Annotated in this window: 19 protein-coding genes; 9 read left to right on the top strand and 10 right to left on the bottom strand. The window is 71.7% G+C overall.

Translation table 11 applies throughout. From position 1 onward, the window contains the following. Positions 1-24 precede the first annotated feature (24 nt). Complete coding sequence (locus ABD944_RS25335; protein ID WP_345180553.1) at positions 25-1845, top strand: SDR family oxidoreductase; 1821 nt, start codon at positions 25-27, stop codon at positions 1843-1845. Between the two features lies 1 nt (position 1846). Here ABD944_RS25335 and ABD944_RS25330 read toward each other — a convergent pair whose 3' ends face one another. Next, a complete protein-coding gene (locus tag ABD944_RS25330) occupies positions 1847-2836 on the bottom strand; it encodes an AraC family transcriptional regulator (RefSeq protein ID WP_345180526.1) in 990 nt (329 codons plus the stop codon). Next, on the bottom strand, positions 2833-3939 hold the full coding sequence (locus tag ABD944_RS25325) for an LLM class flavin-dependent oxidoreductase (RefSeq protein ID WP_345180525.1): 1107 nt from the start codon (positions 3937-3939) through the stop codon (positions 2833-2835). Before ABD944_RS25325 ends, ABD944_RS25330 begins: the two co-directional genes overlap by 4 nt. Positions 3940-4047: 108 nt before the next feature. Here ABD944_RS25325 and ABD944_RS25320 point away from each other — a divergent pair, with 108 nt between their 5' ends. Beyond that, a complete protein-coding gene (locus ABD944_RS25320; protein WP_345180523.1) occupies positions 4048-4809 on the top strand; it encodes an endonuclease/exonuclease/phosphatase family protein in 762 nt (253 codons plus the stop codon). On the opposite strand, the gene ABD944_RS25315 is transcribed toward ABD944_RS25320, so the two are convergent. Then, positions 4806-5579 carry an SAM-dependent methyltransferase gene (locus ABD944_RS25315; RefSeq protein ID WP_345180521.1) on the bottom strand — a complete coding sequence of 258 codons (774 nt, stop codon included), beginning with the start codon at positions 5577-5579 and terminating at the stop codon, positions 4806-4808. The genes ABD944_RS25320 and ABD944_RS25315 overlap by 4 nt on opposite strands. Before the next feature lie 151 nt (positions 5580-5730). Here ABD944_RS25315 and ABD944_RS25310 point away from each other — a divergent pair, with 151 nt between their 5' ends. Further along, entirely contained in the window at positions 5731-6789 is a 1059-nt protein-coding gene (locus tag ABD944_RS25310; protein ID WP_345180519.1) for an MBL fold metallo-hydrolase, read from the top strand. 10 nt (positions 6790-6799) lie between these two features. On the opposite strand, the gene ABD944_RS25305 is transcribed toward ABD944_RS25310, so the two are convergent. The 3 genes from ABD944_RS25305 to ABD944_RS25295 are packed head-to-tail and all read right to left on the bottom strand — an operon-like array spanning position 6800 to position 9154. After that, positions 6800-7561, bottom strand: coding sequence for a class I SAM-dependent methyltransferase (locus tag ABD944_RS25305; protein WP_345180516.1), 762 nt, complete (start codon positions 7559-7561; stop codon positions 6800-6802). After that, a complete protein-coding gene (locus ABD944_RS25300) occupies positions 7558-8205 on the bottom strand; it encodes a GNAT family N-acetyltransferase (protein ID WP_345180514.1) in 648 nt (215 codons plus the stop codon). Before ABD944_RS25300 ends, ABD944_RS25305 begins: the two co-directional genes overlap by 4 nt. A 4-nt stretch (positions 8206-8209) precedes the next feature. Continuing rightward, positions 8210-9154: a LysR family transcriptional regulator gene (locus ABD944_RS25295; protein ID WP_345180511.1), complete on the bottom strand. Its 945-nt coding sequence runs from the start codon at positions 9152-9154 to the stop codon at positions 8210-8212. A 97-nt stretch (positions 9155-9251) separates the two neighbouring features. Between ABD944_RS25295 and ABD944_RS25290 the strand changes: the two genes are divergently transcribed. Beyond that, a complete protein-coding gene (locus ABD944_RS25290) occupies positions 9252-10223 on the top strand; it encodes a nitrilase family protein (RefSeq protein ID WP_345180509.1) in 972 nt (323 codons plus the stop codon). A gap of 66 nt (positions 10224-10289) precedes the next feature. Here ABD944_RS25290 and ABD944_RS25285 read toward each other — a convergent pair whose 3' ends face one another. From ABD944_RS25285 to ABD944_RS25270, 4 genes are all read right to left on the bottom strand, one after another. Further along, the gene (locus tag ABD944_RS25285; RefSeq protein ID WP_345180506.1) at positions 10290-10760 is read right to left on the bottom strand and encodes a GNAT family N-acetyltransferase; all 471 of its coding nucleotides are present in this window, start codon (positions 10758-10760) and stop codon (positions 10290-10292) included. A 128-nt stretch (positions 10761-10888) separates the two neighbouring features. Further along, positions 10889-11179, bottom strand: a complete 291-nt coding sequence (locus ABD944_RS25280; protein WP_345180504.1) for a chorismate mutase — start codon at positions 11177-11179, stop codon at positions 10889-10891. 25 nt (positions 11180-11204) lie between these two features. Beyond that, a complete protein-coding gene (locus ABD944_RS25275; protein ID WP_345180502.1) occupies positions 11205-11612 on the bottom strand; it encodes a MarR family winged helix-turn-helix transcriptional regulator in 408 nt (135 codons plus the stop codon). A gap of 35 nt (positions 11613-11647) precedes the next feature. Further along, positions 11648-12952 carry a GH1 family beta-glucosidase gene (locus tag ABD944_RS25270; RefSeq protein WP_345180500.1) on the bottom strand — a complete coding sequence of 435 codons (1305 nt, stop codon included), beginning with the start codon at positions 12950-12952 and terminating at the stop codon, positions 11648-11650. 149 nt (positions 12953-13101) lie between these two features. Between ABD944_RS25270 and ABD944_RS25265 the strand changes: the two genes are divergently transcribed. The 5 genes from ABD944_RS25265 (at position 13102) to ABD944_RS25245 (ending at position 18150) form a co-directional block, all read left to right on the top strand. Then, entirely contained in the window at positions 13102-13725 is a 624-nt protein-coding gene (locus ABD944_RS25265) for a TetR/AcrR family transcriptional regulator (protein WP_345180498.1), read from the top strand. 84 nt (positions 13726-13809) lie between these two features. Continuing rightward, positions 13810-14418 carry an LURP-one-related family protein gene (locus tag ABD944_RS25260; RefSeq protein ID WP_345180496.1) on the top strand — a complete coding sequence of 203 codons (609 nt, stop codon included), beginning with the start codon at positions 13810-13812 and terminating at the stop codon, positions 14416-14418. A gap of 242 nt (positions 14419-14660) precedes the next feature. Then, complete coding sequence (locus tag ABD944_RS25255; RefSeq protein ID WP_345180494.1) at positions 14661-15767, top strand: ferritin-like domain-containing protein; 1107 nt, start codon at positions 14661-14663, stop codon at positions 15765-15767. Positions 15768-16027: 260 nt separating this feature from the next. After that, entirely contained in the window at positions 16028-17038 is a 1011-nt protein-coding gene (locus ABD944_RS25250; RefSeq protein WP_345180492.1) for a hypothetical protein, read from the top strand. Between the two features lie 485 nt (positions 17039-17523). Further along, on the top strand, positions 17524-18150 hold the full coding sequence (locus ABD944_RS25245) for a septal ring lytic transglycosylase RlpA family protein (RefSeq protein WP_345180490.1): 627 nt from the start codon (positions 17524-17526) through the stop codon (positions 18148-18150). Positions 18151-18193: the final 43 nt, after the last annotated feature.

Raw genomic sequence — 18193 nt, 5'->3', positions numbered from 1 at the left:
TCCTAGGGACAGGCGGGCGTGCCGATGCGTGACCAGTGGGTGAGGTCGGGCGAGATCGAGCTGGCGGTGCGGGTGCGGGGCGTGGAGAACCGGCCTACGGTCGTCCTCGTCCACGGCTACCCGGACACGGGCGCGATGTGGGACGAGGTCGCCGGGCGGCTCGCCGAGCGGTTCCGCGTCGTCGTCTACGACGTGCGCGGGGCCGGCGCGTCCGGTGTCCCGGCCGACCCGCTGGACTACCGGCTGGACGCGCTCATGGGCGACCTGGAGGCCGTCCTGGACGGCGTGGGCGCCGACGAGCCCGTCCATCTGGTGGGGCACGACTGGGGCTCGGTGCAGGGCTGGGAGGCCGTCATCGGCGACCGGCTGCGCGGCCGCGTCGCCTCGTTCACCTCGATCTCCGGGCCGGACCGGCGGCACATGGCCCGCTGGGCCAGGGAGGCCGTCCGGTCCGGGCCGCGGGGCGTCGCGGAGGTGCTCGGGCAGGCGCGGCGCAGCGTCTACATGCCGGTCCTGATGACGCCCTGGGCGGGCGAGGTCGCGGCGAGGGTCCTCGCCGCCGGATTCGGTCGGGTGATGCGGCTGCGTGAGGGCGCCGAGCCGCGTCCCGGGCACCCGGCCGGCACGCTGCCCGCCGACGCCCGCCACGGGCTCGGCCTGTACCGCGCCAACATGGGCCGCGGCCGTCCTGCCATGGGCGGTGCCGGCATGAGCCATGCCGGCGCGGGCGCGCTCGGCGACGGGCGGACGGACGTCCCCGTCCAGCTCATCGTCCCCGTGAAGGACCGCTACGGCTCGCAGGCGCTCCTGCTGTCCGCGCGCGGGCCCGTGGAGCGCCTGTACGTGCGGCGCGCACCGGCGGGGCACTGGGTGGCGCGCAGCCACCCCGACCTCGTCGCCCGCTGGATCAGTGAGTTCGTGGAGCACGTCGAGGGCGGGCCGGAGACGCCCGCGATCGCCCACGCGCGCGCGGCCGGGCTCCCCGGCAAGGACTTCGGAGGCGACCTCGTCATCATCACAGGGGCGGGCAGCGGCATCGGGCGCGCCACCGCCCGTGCCTTCGCCGCCGCAGGGGCCCGCGTCGTCGTGGCCGACATCGACGAGGGCGCCGCCAAGCGCACCGTGGAGGAGATACAGGCGTCCGACGGCGAAGCCCACGTCTACGGGGTGGACGTGGCCGACGCGGAGGCGATGGAACGGTTCGCCGACTACGTCCATGACACGTTCGGGGTCCCCGACGTCGTCGTGAACAACGCGGGGATCGCCATCGCGGGGTCTCTGCTTGAGACGTCCGAGGAGGAGTGGAACCGCATCCGCTCCATCAACCTGGACGGCATGTACCGGGGTTCGCGCCTGTTCGGACGCCAGATGGTGGAACGCGGCGAGTGGGGCCACATCGTCAACATCTCGTCGATGGCCGCCTACCTGCCCAGCGCGGAGATGCCCGCGTACGGCGCCACCAAGGCCGCCGTGCTGCAGATGACCGAGGGCCTCCGTCTCGACCTCGACCGCTACGGGATCGGCGTCTCCGCCGTCTGCCCGGGGGTGATCGACACCCCCATCGTCGGCAGGACCCGCTTCGTCGGCCTGCCGTCCGGCGCGGAGACCGAGCTGCGCGAGCGGATAGGGCGCGCGTCCGAGCGCCGGGGGTACGCGCCGGAGAAGGTCGCGGGGGCCATCCTGCGGGCCGTCCGGCACGACAGGCCGGTGGTGCTCGTCACCGCCGAGGCGCGCTTCGGCCGCGTCCTCTCCCGCGTGTCGCCCACCGCCAACCGGGCCCTGGCCCGCATGGGGCGGCGCGCCGGGGACCGCCTCTTGACGGGCGTGGAGGGGCCCCGGGGCTGACTCAGGCGCGCATCAGGGTCTGCGAGGGCGTCTCGCCGAAGCGCTGCCGGTAGTGGGCGGCGAAACGGCTCATGTGGAAGTACCCGGCCGCCCCGGCGACCTCGGTGATCGCTCCGGGCCCGGGCCGGGCGACGGAGAGCTCCGCGCGGGCGCGGTCGAGCCGCACGCCGCGCAGCAGCTGCGTGGGCGTCATGCCCCACTCGGCCTGGCAGACGGCCTGGAGCTGCCGCACGCCGAGCCCCACCGCCGCCGCGATGTCGGTGACCCCGACCGGGCGGTGGTGGTGCGCCTCGACCCACTCCCGGATGATCCCGGCCAGATGGTGGGGGACCCGGTCGGCGGGCTCGGCGAGCTTGGGCGTGCCCGTGTGGGGCAGGCCGAGCAGGATCGCCGTCAGCAGCGACTCCTCCAGGCTGCGCTCCGCCAGCGGGTGGAGGCCGCCCTGCGCCGCCGCGTCGTCGAGGACGTCGCACACGTACCGCCAGGTGCGCTCGACGATCGAGGACGGCACGAGGCCCTCCCCGCCGTCGTGGAAGCGCAGCGGCGCGGCGTGCCCGCGCCCGAGGTGGGCGCCGAGATGGTCGGCGAGCCGCCCGGTGCTCGTCGCGATGACCAGGCAGCCCTCCGTCGGATGCGGCGTCATCCGCATCGCCTCGTCGTGCGACAGGACGAGGCTTCCCGCGGAGGTCGTCCGGCGCCCGGAGGCCCGGTACTCGACGCCCATGGGCGCCATCGGCGCGCACAGGGCGAAGTGCCCCTCCGTGGGCGGCGTGTCCACGATGACGCCGCCGCCCCCGTACCGCACCCAGACGAGGTTGACCGAGCCCACGCCGAGGGCGTTGACCAGGCCGTCCATCGGCACGTCCGGTTCGAGCGCCTGGAGGTCGTGGCCGACGGCGAACGGCTCGACCGTGTCGTGCAGGACTCCCATGTCCTTGCTGAGGACGCGCCGGTGGGCGGACAGGGGCGGCTTGGCATCGGAAGAAGTCATCGTCCTGGCGGGGAAGCCGTTTCCTCATCGTCGGCGGACAGAACACCTCGGGCGCGCAGCCGCGGCATGACCTCGGCGGCGAAGTAGCCCAACTCGTCAGCGTAATTGAGGAACGACAGAGCGATACCGTCGAATCCCGCATGAGCGAAATCCGCCAGGCCGTCCGCGACGTCGTCGGGGTCGCCGACCAGCGGGCAGCTGCCGTGGCCGGCCGCGAACCTGTCGCGGTACACCTGGAGCATCTCCGGGGTGAACGACTGAGCGTGCAGCCCCTGCAGGCGCATCACCTCGTCGACGGCGGGCCAGTCGGCGCGCTCGTCGGCGTAGTAGCGCAGGAAGTCCTCCGCCTCCTTCCTGGTCGGCCGGCACACGACATGGCCGAGCGTGAAGACGCCCACCGACCGTCCGTGGGAGGCGGCCTCGGTGCGGATGGCCTTCACGATCTCGGCCCCGTCCTGCGGGCCGCCGACGACGGTGAACGCCCGGTCGGCGTTGCGCGCGGCGAACGAGCGCCCCTGCGTGGACGATCCGGCGTTGATGACGGGCAGGCTGTGCCCGTTGTACGGCTTGGGCCTGCCCACGACGTGCTTGAGCTGGAAGAACCGCCCGTCGTGGTCGAACGGCTCATCGGACGACCAGATGCGCCTGACGACGTCCCACCACTCCTGCGCGAGGGCGTAGCGCGTGTCGTGGTCGCCGGGCAGCGAGAGGCCGAACATCTCGTATTCGGGAGCGTGCCAACCGGCCACGATGTTCAGCCCGACCCGCCCCTTGCTGAGGTGGTCGGCGGTCGCGAGCTGCTTGGCCGCGACGACGGGGTGGTGGAACGCGGTGTGGACGGTGGTGAACACGCGGAGCCGGCTCGTCTGGGCGAGCAGCCCGGAGGCCCACACCAGCGGATCGAGGGCGCTGCGGTGGAAGTCGGTGTCCGGCCCCCAGTCCGTCCAGCGCGCGACCGGCAGGAGGAAGTCGATGCCGACCTCGTCCGCGATCCGTGCGAGCCGGAGATTGTCGTCCCAGGTGGCGTGCCATCGCTCCGGCGCTGTCGTGATGGCCAGCCCCGATTCGGTGTTGGGGGAGAACAAGCCGAGTTGGAATCCCATGCAGAACCTTTCTTGTCCGGCGCGCCCGGTATTGGCGGTCCGGTCGTCGCGCCCAAGTATCGGAAGGCGTCGCCCCGATGGGCAACGCGGTGACATAGAGTGGCCGCCATGCAGGCGCGCGTGCTCACGTTCAACACCCTTTTCAAGGGCGAGGCCCGCGCCCGGATGGGCGTCCTGGCCGAGACGATCGAACGGTCGGACTACGACGTCGTCTGCCTGCAGGAAGTCATCTCGTGGAGGGTGCTGGGCCTGCTGCGCCGCGTCGCCGCCTCGTATCCGCACGTCTCCTACACGCCGATGTTCCCGCTCGTCCGCGGTGGCCTGGTGACCCTTTCCCGCCACCCGGTGACGCGCCGCCATTTCCGGGCATACGCGTCCGCCGGGCCGGCGCGTCCCGAATGGCTGCTGGGCAAGGGCGCCCTGTTCACCCGGGTCCGGCTCCCCGGCGGCCACCTCACCGTGGTGAACACCCACCTCTCGGCGAACCTGGACATGGACTGGTCCCCCTCGAACGTCTACACGCGAGTCGAGAAGGGGGAGCTGCGCCGGCTGGCGGCGGCCGTCGACCGGATTCCGAAGGCGGAACCGCTGGTGGTGATGGGCGATTTCAACGTCCCCCGCGATTCCCCCTACCTTGCGGAGTTCGTTTCGAGCACCGGCCTGCGGGACGTTTTCGGCGGCGACACGGAACCGACCTTCCGCCCCGAGTACGCCGAGATCGGCGCCATTGACCAGGTGCTGGTCGGGCCGGGCCTCCAGGCGAAGGCGCGCCTGGTCTTCAAGGAGAAGGTCCGCCTTCCCGGCGGGCGTTCGACCGTCCTGTCCGACCATTACGGCATCGAGGCCGAGATCACGGGACAGAACGGCTAGCCGTCCTTGCGGGCCACGGCCGTCCAGCCGGCGTCGGTGATGTACTCGCCGCCGTAGGGGCGCCATTCGTGCAGGCGGACGACGCCCGGGTCGACGATGGTGAGGCCGTCCAGGAGCGCCGCCACCTGCTCGCGGGTCCGGGCCACCAGGCTCGCGCTCGCCGCCTGCGAGCGGTAGGTCTCCCCGACCCGCACGTTGCGCCGCTCCTCCAGCGCCGCGTGCGACAGGATGACGTGGCTGCCGGCGGGCAGGGCCTCGGTGAAGCGCCGGACGAGCGCCGCCGGTTCCTCCTCGTCTCGGAGGAAGTGCAGGACGGCGACGAACAGCACGCACATCGGGCGCCGGAAGTCGAGCAGCGCGCGCACCTGCGGATCGTCCAGCACCGTGTCCGGTTGGCGCATGTCGGCCTGGACGATCGTGGTCAGCTCGTCCGTGGCGACGAGGGCCCGCGCGTGGACGGTGACCATCGGGTCGTTGTCGACGTAGGCGACCCGTGCGCGGGGCTGCTCCTCCCGCGCGGTCTCGTGCACGTTGCCCTGGGTGGGCAGGCCGGTGCCGATGTCCAGGAACTGGTCGATGCCGCGTCCGGCCACGTAGCGGACGGCGCGCTGGAGGAACGCGCGGTTCGCGCGGGCGACCCCCTCGACCGTGGGCAGCGCCCGCGCGACCGCCTCCGCCGCCTCGCGGTCGGAGGCGTAGTTGTCCTTGCCGCCGAGGAAGTAGTCGTACATGCGGGCGACGCTCGGCGTGCCGGTGTCCACACCGGGCACGGACGAGGCTTCTCCGGAGTCCGCCATCCCGTCGCCACGACCTTCCTGACCGGCCCCAAATCGTGATCATTCAGTCTATGTCGCGCGGGCGTCGCGCGCGGGCGGACGCCGCGCGGCGGTGAGGCTGCCACGCGGCGGTTAGGCTGCCGCCATGTGCGAGACCGGTGGCGGGACGGGTGAGGCGGCGGCGTCGGCGCCGCGCCCGGTGCGCGGCGCGGCGGTCGATCCCGTCGCGCTGGAGCCGGTGGACGAGGTCGAGATCGTCACTCTCGTCGACAACGTCTACGACGCCCTGCTGGGCGATGACGAGCGGACCCGCCGGGCGGGCGCGGGCGCGGGCGTGGTGGCGGCGCCGCAGTTCGAGGGCGGCCGCACCACCGCGGGAATGATCGCCGAGCACGGCTTCTCGGCGCTGGTCACGGTGCGCCGGGCCGGCCGCTCCACGACCCTGCTGTTCGACACGGGCCGGTCGCCCGACGCGATGGTCACGAACGCCGACAGGCTCGGCATCGACCTCGGCGACGTCCAGGGCGTCGTGCTCAGCCACGGCCATTTCGACCACGCGGGCGGGCTGGCGGGGATGGTGGGCCTGCGCGGCGTGCGGTCGATGCCGATGGTGCTGCATCCGCTGGTCTGGACGAGGCGCCGCCTCGCCGTGCCCGGCCGGGACGTCGAGGAGCTGCCAACGCTGAGCAGGCGGGCGCTGGACGGGGAGGGCTTCCAGGTCATCGAGCGCCGCGAGCCCTCGCTGCTCCTCGACGGCAGCGTCCTGATCACCGGGGAGGTCGACCGGACGACCGAGTTCGAGCACGGCATGCCGCCGCCGCACCAGGCCTGGACGGGCAGGGAGTGGGCGCACGACCCGCTCGTCCTCGACGACCAGGCGCTCGTCGTCCACGTCCGGGGCCGCGGGCTGGTCGTGCTGACCGGCTGCGGCCACGCGGGCGCGATCAACATCGTCCGGCACGCGCAGCGGCTGACGGGGGTAGGGGAGCTGCACGCGCTCGTCGGCGGGCTCCACCTCGGCGGCCCGGCCTTCGAACCGGTCATCGCGCCCACGGTCGCCGCCCTCACCGGCCTCGCGCCGGGGCTCGTCGTCCCGGGGCACTGCACCGGCTGGCGCGCCCAGCACGCGCTGGCCGCGGCGCTGCCCGACGCCTGGGTGCAGGGCAGCAGCGGCACCGCGTACCGGCTGAGCGCCGCCGCGTAGCGCGCCCGCCTCACGCCGGCCGGCGGGCCTCGATGAGGGTGCGGGACGAATGGGCGGTGAAGACGCCGTCGCGCCGGATCCGCTCGTCCAGCTCGCGCAGGCGGTCATGGTGGAGGTCCACGGTGAAGCCGGGGACGATCCAGATCACCTTGCGCAGGAAGTAGACGACCGCGCCGATGTCGAAGAACTCCATGCGCAGGCGCTCGGAACGCAGGTCGACGATGTCGAGCCCCGCGGCCCGGGCGGCGGCGCTCTCGGCCTCCGGGTCGCGTGCGCGGCGGGCCTCGGGCTGGGGGCCGAGGAAGAACTCGGTCAGCTCGAAGACGCTCGCCGGGCCGACGTGCTGGGCGAGGTAGGTTCCGCCCGGGGCGAGGACACGCGCGATCTCGGTCCACCGGACCGTGGCCGGATGGCGGCTGACGACCAGGTCGAACGCCTCGTCGGCGAAGGGGAGCGGCGCATCGGCGGAGCCGGCGACGACGACGGCGCCCCTGGGGTGCAGGAGCCGGGTGGCCTTGGCGACGTTCGGCGGCCACGACTCGGTCGCCGCCATCGTCGGCGGGAACACCGCGGCGCCCGCGAGCACCTCTCCCCCGCCGGTCTCGACGTCCAGCGCCGCCCGCGCCCGGCCCAGCCGCTCGCTCATCAGCCGCTGGTATCCCCAGGACGGGCGCTGCTCCGTCGCGCGGCCGTCCAGCCAGGAGAAGTCCCAGCCCGCGACGGAGACCGTGGCGGCCTCGGCGACCAGATCCTCGAACGTCCGGCCCGTCATTTCGGAAGCCCCAGCATCGTCCGGCAGGGGGCGAGGCCCTCGATGGTGACGGGGACGGTGCGGTGGCGTTCCCAGTCGGCCCGGGTCAGACGGTACCGCCGTTCGATGGTCACCGCCCCGCGGACGACGTGGCGGTCGACTCCGTTGGGCTGGTAGCCGAGCTTGCGCGACACCGCGCTCGACGCGTGGCTGTCCTCGAAGGCGGCGGAGACGGCCTCCTCGGCGTCCAGGCCCGCGAAGGCCAGATGCAGGACGGCCGCTCTCATCTCCGTGCCGATCCCCTGCCCGTGGTGGCGCCGGCCGAGCCACGAGCCGGTCTCGACCTGCCGGAGGACGACGAGGTCGCGCGCCCAGAGGGTCTGCTGCCCGACGACTTCGCCCTCGCGGAACACGGTGAGGTCGAGCTCCCACTTCTCGGGCGTCCATTCCCCGAGCGTCCTCCAGTGGTGCTGGACGACGCCCCGCGCGACCTCGGCGGGCGGGGCGTCCGTCCACGGCACCATGAACGGCATCGTCTCCGGGTCGTGGACGCCCTCGGCGGCGAGGTCGGCCAGCGCGGCGAGTTCCTCGGGCGACGGCAGGCGCAGTTCCAGCCGCGGCGTCCTCAGCCGCAGACCGAGCGGCGGGAAGTGATCGACCAGCATTCCTTCACCATGGCCCTTCCGGCCCGTCCCCGGCACCTGGTTTTGTCATTGCGGGCGAAGGCGGCCTGTCGTCTTGCCGTGCGGCCACTTCCCGCACGACCGTCACAAAGTTGCCGGTCAGCGGATTGCGGGCCTGCCGATTCCACACGGCCCCGATCTGCCAGGTCGCAGCCTCGTGGTCCACCGCTTTGAGCATGACCTGCGCCGGTGCGATAGAGCCCGCGCTGACCGGGACGAACGCGACACCGACGCCCGCCGCCACCAGCGCGAGCACGGTCTGCAGGTCATGTGCCTCCTGCACCACCTCGGTGTCCACACCGAGGCAGGCGCGGAACCCCTCGATCTGTGATGCCAGCCCTGGCCCCTTCACCTGAGCCAACGCGACGAACGGCCGCCCCGCCGCCCATCGCGCCACATCATCCGCGTTCTCTGGCGGTGAATCCCCCGCCGTGGCGATCGCGAGGCGGTCGGTCCGAAGGGGCAATCGTTCCCACTTCTCACCGACCGGCAGCCGAACGAACCCGACGTCCAACTCGCCCGTTGCCAGCCGCTCCAGTTGCGTGTGTGAGGACATGTCGTCCAGGACGATGCCCACGTCCGGGTAGCGCCGCCTGAACGCCGCCACCGCCCGCGGCGCGAGTTCGATGCTCGACATGCCGAAACCCACCGACAGCCTTCCGATCTCCCCGCAGGCCATCCGGTTCATTCGCACGGCCAAGGTGTCGGCCCGCCGCACCAGATCCTCCGCCTCGGGCAGAAGGATCGCGCCGAGGTCGGTGAGCGTGGCGCCGTGCCGACCCCGATGGAACAGCCGTCCCCCGACCTGCGTCTCCAGTGCCTGGATCTGTTTGGTCAGAGCCGGTTGGGTCATGGCCGACGCCAGCGCCGCCCGGCCGAAGGCACGGTGCTCGACGACTCTCAGGAAGGAGCGGAGCAGACGGATATCCATTTCCAGAGGTTATGTCATCGATCCAAAGATTCATTGGACGAATGTGCGGCGAGAGGGTTCGGTGGTGAGCACGCAGGAGCGGTGACGAGGAGGAACCATGCGTTGTGCGACCGTCCAGTTCGAGCATCGGCCCGATGACAAGGCCTACAACCTGGCCAGGATCGAGCACTTCACCATGCGGGCGGCCGAGGCCGGGGCGCTGGTCGTCGTCTTCCCCGAGATGTGCGTGACGGGCTACTGGCACCTTCGCCGTCAGACGGCCGAGCGGCTACAGGAGCTCGCCGAGCCGGTGAGCGGCCCGTCTGTGACGTTCGTCCGCGGGCTGGCGGGCACGCTGGGCGTGGCCGTGGGCGTGGGCTTCCTGGAAATCGATGATCAAGGACGCCTGTTCAACTCCTACGCCATGTGCCTGCCGGACGGGGACGTCCACGTTCACCGGAAACTGCACGCGTTCGAACACGAAGCGATCTCCAGTGGCGACCGCTTCACCGTCTTCGACACCCCGTGGGGCGTGCGCATGGGAGTCCTCATCTGCTGGGACAACAACCTTGTCGAGAACGTCCGGGCGACCGCGCTGCTGGGCGCGGTGGTCCTCATCGCGCCTCACCAGACGGGCGGCACCGCCTCACGCAGCCCGCACGGCATGCGCCCGATCCCCATGGAACTGTGGCGGGGCCGGGACCGGGATCGCCAGTCGATCGAGGCCGAGCTGCGCGGGCCGAACGGGCGGGAGTGGCTGATGCGCTGGCTGCCCTCCCGCGCCCATGACAATGGCCTCTTCCTCCTGTTCAGCAACGGGGTGGGCGAGGATGACGATGAGGTTCGCACTGGCAACGCGATGATCCTCGATCCGTACGGCAGGATCCTCGCCGAGACCTGGGCCGCCGAGGACGCCATGGTGGTCGCCGATCTCGATCTCGACCTGCTGCCCATGTCGACCGGCCGTCGCTGGATGCAGGGGCGGCGGCCCGAACTCTACGAGATCCTCACACGCCGCTTCGGCGGCGAACGCGACGCCCGCAGCGCCCGTTTCTCGACCGAGCCCGTGCCGCTCCACCGGCCGAGGTGATATGCGCGAACGGCGAGGGGGTGGTGGGGGCCGCGCTGCGGCCCCCACCACCCCCTTACGAACTAGCTACTGCAGGTGCCAGCGGCCCTGAAGGCGCCGTGCACCGGTCTCGTAGAACGTGTCGGTGGGGGTGATCTCACACCCCAGCGTCACCAGCACGTCGAGCAGCGGACTGCCCTCGGGAAGGTTGAAGCCGATCGTGACCGGCCCCGTGAAGAACTCGCCCGCCGACTCCACGAAGAGCCGCACGAGGTCCTTCCCGCTGTGGCCGGAGACCACGGCGAACATGTCCACGTGGAAGTCCTCGTCGGGGCCCACGTGCCGCTCCGACCACGACTGACTGATCCACCGCCCGCGCATGAAGGCGAGAACCTCCTCGCCCTCGGCCGCGACCAGGTAGACGGTCCGAACATCTTGGAAGGAGCGCTCCAGTGCGGGGGCCAGCCGCACCCAGTACGGGTTGCGGTCCGCCACCACGTCGCTCACGATCCGGCGGATGCCCTCCACATCGTGAGGATCCGCAATCTTGATTTCCATTGGTTTGTTCCTTTCGTTTGCTTCCCTAGGCTCCGGCCGCCCTTCCGGGCGCCGTCGCACTCATCGACCGTCCGAAGCCGGGCGCCTTTGTCACCTGGCTCGGGGCGCTGGGCGGCACTCCGATGGGGTCATCCGCGGCGCGTCGCGTGCTCGTCCAGTTCCAGATCGATGAAGGCGCCGATCATCGCCCGCCACACCGTCTCGGCGACCTCGGCCGAGAGCCCGGCGTCCGCGGCCCTCTCGCGCGCCAGCGCGACGACCCGCTCGACCCGGTCGGGGGCGCGGACGGCCCCCTCGTCGCGTTTGAAGGCGGCGGCCGCGCGGACCAGCCCCTCGCGTTCGGCCAGCAGCCGGACCAGCCGCCCGTCGAGGGCGTCGATCCGCGCGCGCACGTCCGCGAGCGTCTCAGGAGTCTCCATGCGCGTCAGCATGCCGCACGGCTGATCACGAGGAGAGACGCAGCAGCAGGGCGAGGAGGGTCGCGCGGTCGTCCTCGGGCAGGGGCGCGAAGAGCTCGGCGAAGACCTCGTCGACGATCTGCCGGCCGGCGCCGAGGAGCTTCTCGCCGGCGGGCGTGAGGTGGTGCTCGACGCTGCGGTGCCGGCCCGGCCGCCGGTCGATCAGCCCCTGGGCGGCCAGGCGCCCGGCGAGCGTCCCGAACGCCTGCTCGCTCTGGAACGTCTCCGCCGCCAGGGCGCGGGCGGACGCCCCGGGTGCGCGGCCGATCGCGCGCAGGGCGTCCCACTGCGCGGGCGTCGTGCCGGCGGCGGCGAGGCGGTTGTCGAGCGCACGGTGCTGCCGGTGGTGGGCCTGCCTGAGCGCTCTTCCGAGTTCCTGCACTTCGACGGGCATGCGACAAGGGTAGGAGCGGCGGCCCCTCGCGTCCGTCAGCGACGCCTGGACGACGCGATGAGGTCCCGGTACCAGCCGTAGGACGTCTTCGGCGTGCGCTTCTGCGTCTCGTAGTCGACGTGGACGAGCCCGAAGCGGGGGTGGTAGCCCTCCGCCCATTCGAAGTTGTCCAGGAGCGACCAGGTGAAGTAGCCGCGGATGTCGACGCCCTCGTCGACGGCGGTCCGCACGGCGGCGATGTGGGCGTCCAGGAACGCGATGCGGGACGGGTCGTCCACGGCGCCGTCGGGACCGGGCTCGTCGGCGAACGAGCAGCCGTTCTCGGTGATGTAGACCGGCGGCAGGTCGTACCGCGAGTCGAGGGTGCGCAGCAGGTCCAGGAAGGCGTCCGGGACGATCGGCCAGCCCATCCCCGTCGTCGGGAACCCGGTGATGTCGACGATGTCGAACGGCAGCGGGCCCTCGGCCGGGGTCGTGATCCGTGTGGGGTGGTAGTAGTTCACCCCCAGGAAGTCGATGGGCGAGGCGATGACCGACATGTCCTCGGAGCGGATGAACGGCGCGTCCCCCATCAGGTCGGGGTAGCGGCCGAGCAGGACGGGGTCGGTGAACAGCCGGTTCATGAACGCGTCGAAGGCGTCGGCGGCGGGCCGGTCGGCGGGGGAGGCGGCCCAGGCCGGGGAGTAGTGGTTGGTCAGCCCGACCGTTCGCGCGCCCCGGCTGCGCAGGGCGTTGACGGCGAGGCCGTGGCCGAGGAGCTGGTGGTGGGCGGTGGGCAGCGCGTCGAGCAGGAGCGTCCTGCCCGGGGCGTAGACGCCGAACGCGTAGCCGTACGCGGTGACGACCACGGGCTCGTTCAGGGTTATCCACATGTCGACGCGGTCGGAGAGGCGCTCGGCCGCCAGGTAGGAGAATTCGGCGAACCGGTAGGCGGTGTCCCGCTCCATCCAGCCGCCGGCGTCTTCGAGCGGCTGCGGGAGGTCCCAGTGGTAGAGGGTGGCGGCGGGTGCGACGCCGGCGGCGAGCAGGCCGTCCACCAGCCGGTCGTAGAAGTCGAGCCCCTTGGCGTTGACGGCTCCGCTCCCGGAGGGCTGCACGCGCGGCCACGCGATCGAGAACCGGTACGCGTCGACGCCGAGGCCCGCCATCAGCGCGACGTCCTCGGGCCAGCGGTGGTAGTGGTCGCAGGCGACGTCGCCGGTGTGGCCGTCGCGGGTCCGCCCGGGCGTGTGGGAGAACGTGTCCCAGGTCGACGGTCCCCGCCCGTCCTCCCCGACCGCGCCCTCGATCTGGTAGGCGGCGGTGGCGACGCCCCAGCGGAAGTTCTCCGGAAGACCCATCCGCGCTTCCTTCCCCCATGGTCCGACCGAAAATGCGAATAGCCTTCGGATATTAGTGGCGGGGTGGTGCGGGCGGAAGACTCCCGCGACCCGGAGGTGTGGCACGCTGTGCATGCTCGGCACCCGCGCGTCCGAGGGACAATGGCAAGGTGACCGAGATCCGAACCCCGCTCCGCCGCCGTCCCGCCCAGCGCCGCAGCGCCGAACGCGTCCAGCGGATGCTGGACGCCTGCGCCGAGATCCTGGACGAGGACGGCTACGACGGCCTCACCACGACGCGCATCGCCCAGCGCGCCGAGGTGGCGATCGGCTCGGTGTACCAGTTCTTCCCCGACAAGCGGGCGGTCGCGCAGGCGCTCGCGCTGCGCAACCTGGAGGAGTTCGGCGAGCGGATCTCGGCGCGGCTCTCCGGTGGCCGGTTCGGCGACTGGTCCGACACCGTCGGCGCGATCATCGAGATCTTCGTGGAGATGCACCGGACCGTGCCCGGCTTCCGGGTGCTGCGCTTCGGCGACGTCGCCGACGTCAACCTCCTCGACTCCGACGCCGACAACAACGCGGTGGTCGCCGACCGGCTCCGCAGGATGATCGTGGACACCTTCGGCGTCCAGGACACCCCCGGCCTCGCCACCGCGCTCGCCATCGCGGTCGAGGCCGGCGACGCCGTGCTGAAGATGGCGTTCCGCCGCAGCCCGGACGGCGATCCGCTGATCGTCGCCGAGGCCGAGCGGCTGATCCACGGGTACCTGGCCGCGCACATCCAGGAGTCCTGACCCGGACATCGGACGCATCCGGAAAACGTCGGATGAAGGGGACCTGCTATGGCAGACTCCCCTCCGCAAACCGACACGGAACGGGTGAGTTCGCTGGACGAGGAAAGACTCCAGGCACAGCGCCGGCTGCTGATCCGGCAGCGGGTGCGCCTGATGGTGAACCAGTACGAGGTGCACGCGGAGGGGCCCGACGGCGGCGAGGGCGAGCTGCTCGCCTTCGCGCAGCAGAAGCGGCTGGCGTTCAAGGAGCAGGTCACCCTGTACTCGGACGACTCCAAGACGCGCCCGATCCTCGGGTTCAAGGCGCGCAAGCGCATCGACCTCGCCTCGGCGTACGACATCACCGACGCCCACGGGCAGCCCATCGGGGTGTTCCGCAAGGACTTCAAGAAGTCGCTGCTCGCCTCCACCTGGCACCTGGAGCAGCCGGGCCTCGGCGTGACGACCGGCAGCGAGCGCAACAAGTTCGTCGCCGTGCTGCGGCGCGTCTGGCAGTTCATCCCCTACGTCGAGAACCTGCCGTTCGCGTGGCCGTACCACTTCGACTTCTACGCCGGTGACCAGGTCGTCTTCAGCGTGGAGAAGAAGTTCGGCTTCCGCGACCGCTACATCGTCGAGATCAGCGATCCGCGCCTGGACCGCCGGCTCGTCATCGCCCAGGCCGTCGGCCTGGACGCCCTCCAGTCCCGCTGACCCCGGGCCCTGCCGCCCGCTCGCCCGCACCCCCGCCCGGGGGCGCGGGCGACCGCGTTCGGGGGTCCGTGCCCGGCGACGCCCGCGTTCGGCGACGGCCGTGTTCGGTGGCTCCCGCGTCACGGGTTCCGGCGACTCCCTGGTTTAACCGGGCTTTACATGTTACGAAGGTATGTAAAGCCATGGGCGGTGCACACCCGCGTCGCGATCGTGCGGCGTCACCCCTGGAGGAGGATCCCCCCGTGAGTTCTCACGACCTCTACGCCACGCCGGTCCCGACCGACACGTGGAACGTACCGATGGCGGGCGACACCCGCTTCACCTGGGAGTACGACGAGGGCCGCGACCGGCTGCTGAACCTGTACCAGAAGGGCAAGGACAAGCAGTGGGACGCGCAGAAGCGCATCGACTGGGACCTTGAGGTCGATCCGATCAACATCGCCGGGCTGCCGGAGAACTTCAACCCGCTGTTCGGGTCCGACATCTGGGACAAGATGTCGCAGAAGGAGAAGGACGAGTTCGGCCGCCACCAGGGCTCGTGGCTCTTCAGCCAGTTCCTGCACGGCGAGCAGGGCGCGCTGAACGTCTCGGCGCGGATCGTCCAGACCGTCCCCGACCTGGACTCGAAGTTCTACGCCGCCACCCAGACCATGGACGAGGCGCGGCACGTCGAGCTGTACGCGAAGTTCGTGCACGAGAAGATCGGCATGTACTACCCGGTCAACCAGGACCTGGCGAAGCTGCTCGCCGAGTCGCTGGAGGACAGCCGCTGGGACCTGCCCTACCTCGGCATGCAGGTCCTGATCGAGGGGCTCGCGCTCGCCGCGTTCGGGCTGTACCGGGACATGTCGACCAACCCGCTGGTCAAGCAGCTCCTCGCGTACGTCATGCAGGACGAGGCGCGGCACGTCGCGTTCGGGCGGCTCGCGCTCAAGGACTACTACGCCGAGCTCACCGACAAGGAGCGGGCCGAGCGCGAGGAGTTCGTCGTCGAGGGCTGCTACCTGATGCGCGACCGCTTCAAGGGCCGCGAGGTCTTCGAGCAGCTCGACATGCCGGTCGAACGGTGCATGGAGTATGTCGACAACTCCGACATGTACACCCTCTATCAGTCGCTGCTCTTCAGCCGCATCGTCCCGTGCGTCCGGGACGTAGGCCTTTGGGGTGACAAGGTGCAGGCCGCCTACGAGGACATGGGCGTCCTCGACAACGCCAAGGCCGACCTCGAAGCCCTGATGCGGCAGGACGAGGAGATCGCCGAGAAGGTCGACGAGGAGCGCTACGCGACCGAGCTCGCGGCCCGCAAGGACGAGGTCGACGAGGCCATCTCCCTCGGCGCCGCCGAGTAGCCGGCCGGCCCGCGCGGGCGGGGGCGTCCCACGGGGCGCCCCCGCCCTTGTTTTATCGGAAATTGTCGGCATTTGGTATTTCGCCGAGCGTCTATGATCAGTTCATCTAGATCTTTCTGATTTCCCCAAGTCATTTTCGAATCGGCCGCATGCGGCACCGCGGTGTACTAGCGTCCCCGCTCGACGGTGCGCCGGGATTCACCAGCCGCTCGGGCGCACGCCGCATGTGCAGGGCCAATCCGAAAACCCCGGGGGAAAGAATGAACCGCTCCGCCAGAAGCCTGCTGAGGGTCTCCGTCCTCGCCTCGTTCGCCACCGCGCTCGCCGTGGCGGCCGCCCCGACGGACGCCGCGCCCGCGAAGGCGGCGCCGAGCGCGGCGGCGGGTCCGTCCACGCTCCTCCTCTACGAGACCGCCGCCACGGGCCATACCGTCATGCGCACGCTCCCGGACCCGGTCGCCGGGACGGGCGCCCGGACCGCCGCGCTGGGCGGCGGCGCCGCGAACGGGGTCCTCCGGGCCGCTCCGGCGGGCTCGGGGCTGCGCACCGCCCGCGCCCGCTGCCGGGTGCGCCCGGCCGAAGCGGTCGAGTCGAAGACCGGGCTGGCGCTGCCCGGCGCGCAGCTGCCGGCCGTCGGCCAGGCCCCGGTCGGCGGGCTTCCCCAGGGCGACTGCCCCGGTGCGACCCGCCGCGACGCGCGCGACCGCAGGCCGGGGACGGCGCTGCCCGTCCTGTCCGGCGGAGGCGGCGACGTCCCCGGGACGCTGCTCGGCGGCGCCGGCACGCTCGGCAAGGGCCTGCCCACCGGCAAGCTCCTGTCCGCCGGCAAGCTCGGCCGCCGCGAGGCCGCGCGGTCGGCCGTCCCGAACGGCCGCGCCGCCGAGACGCCCATCAGCCTGGCCGACCCGGGGCCGAGCTCCGGACTGCCGGGCGTCGGATCCCTGCTCGGCGGCGGGACGCTCGGCGGGCTGCCCCTCGGCCGGACGCTCTTCCCGTCGGCCGCCCGGTACGCCGGGCCCGCCCCGTCCGGCGACCTGGTCGGGCAGGCCAACGGCACCGTGAACAAGGCCGGCACCGGCCTCACCCCGGCCGAGGGCGACGTCGGCCACGTGGTCGACGTGCTGAAGGCGCGTGACGGCGCCCGCAGGATGGCGGACGGCGGACCGGCGGACGGCCCGCTGTCCATGCCGGACGCGTCCGCGCTCGGCGTGCCGAAGGTGCCGGCGCTGCCGGCGGTTCCGCGCATCCCGGCCGCCCCCGGGCGCGGCTGACGCGCGGCCTGTCGTCCCAGCTCGCGGGGCGGTCCGACGGAAGTGATCTTCCGCCGGACCGCCCCGTTCCGTTGTGCCGGATCCTTTGTTATCCGTCCGAGATCGGCGGTATACGCGCAGTAAAGACGATCTTGAAATGCGGTCACCCGGCGAAGTTGATCAGCTTCGGCGGGCAAAAGCTGAGGTGACAAATCCCACAAACAACGGCTCTACGTCTTGATCTGTGGAGGACACAACGTACGGTCAGGGACTTGTGCGGCGCTTCAGCGATTTCGATAAGTGAAGATGCCTTTCCAGCCGCACCTGCCGGACGCCGATCCGCGATCGAGCGGGCGCGCCTGAGAGAGCGGCGCGGGGCGGGCTGAGGAGCCCGCGGGCGGCGGGGGATCCGGGGGACGGCCGACGTCGCCTGGCCACGCCGCGAGAGAACGGCGGTCACATCCGCCTGGCGTCCGGGGTCCTGTCCCCTAACAAAGGACTCCTCTGTGGGTAGCCCTGTCAGGCGCCGTCTTCGAGCGCGCCTACGCACCATCCTGATCGTCTCCGGCGCCGCCGTCGCCGTCCTGGCCGTGGGCGCGTTCGCCCTGGCCGGGCGCGAAGGGCCCGCCGACTCGGCGCAGGCGGCGCAGACAGCGCCGCAGGCCGCCGACCCGCTGGCGGACCGTCCGCACGGCGAGCCGACCCGGGCCGGCCGAGGCCGGCCCCGCACTCCTGAGCCGTCGCCTTCGAAGACTCCCAAGAAGGGCAAGAAGAAGTCGTCGAAGGCGGACGCCCAGGTCGCGAACCTGGCGAAGCGCAAGAAGAAGAAGCAGGACAAGGTCGTGGAGTCGGGTTCCTGCGAAGCCTCCTACTACTGGGAGGGGCAGATGACCGCGAGCGGCGAGCGCTTCGACCCGACCGAGCTGACGGCGGCGCACAAGACGCTGCCGATGGGGTCGAAGGTCCGCGTGACCAACAAGAACAACGACCGTTCGGTCGTCGTCCGCATCAACGACCGCGGCCCGTACGCGGGCGGACGCTGCCTGGACCTGTCCAAGGCCGCCATGAAGAAGGTCGGCGGCACCGGATCGGGTGTCATTCCCGTCCGGTACGAGGTCCTGTCCAAGGGCTGATCTCGTCGTTTCCCACCCACCCGCCCGGCGGGCGCGTCAGCGC

Origin of the sequence: Actinomadura verrucosospora (genome assembly GCF_039540335.1) — a bacterium.
Classification (GTDB): domain Bacteria; phylum Actinomycetota; class Actinomycetes; order Streptosporangiales; family Streptosporangiaceae; genus Spirillospora; species Spirillospora verrucosospora.
Note: the sequence above shows the minus strand (reverse complement) of the source record. Positions and strands in the feature narration are given on the sequence as shown.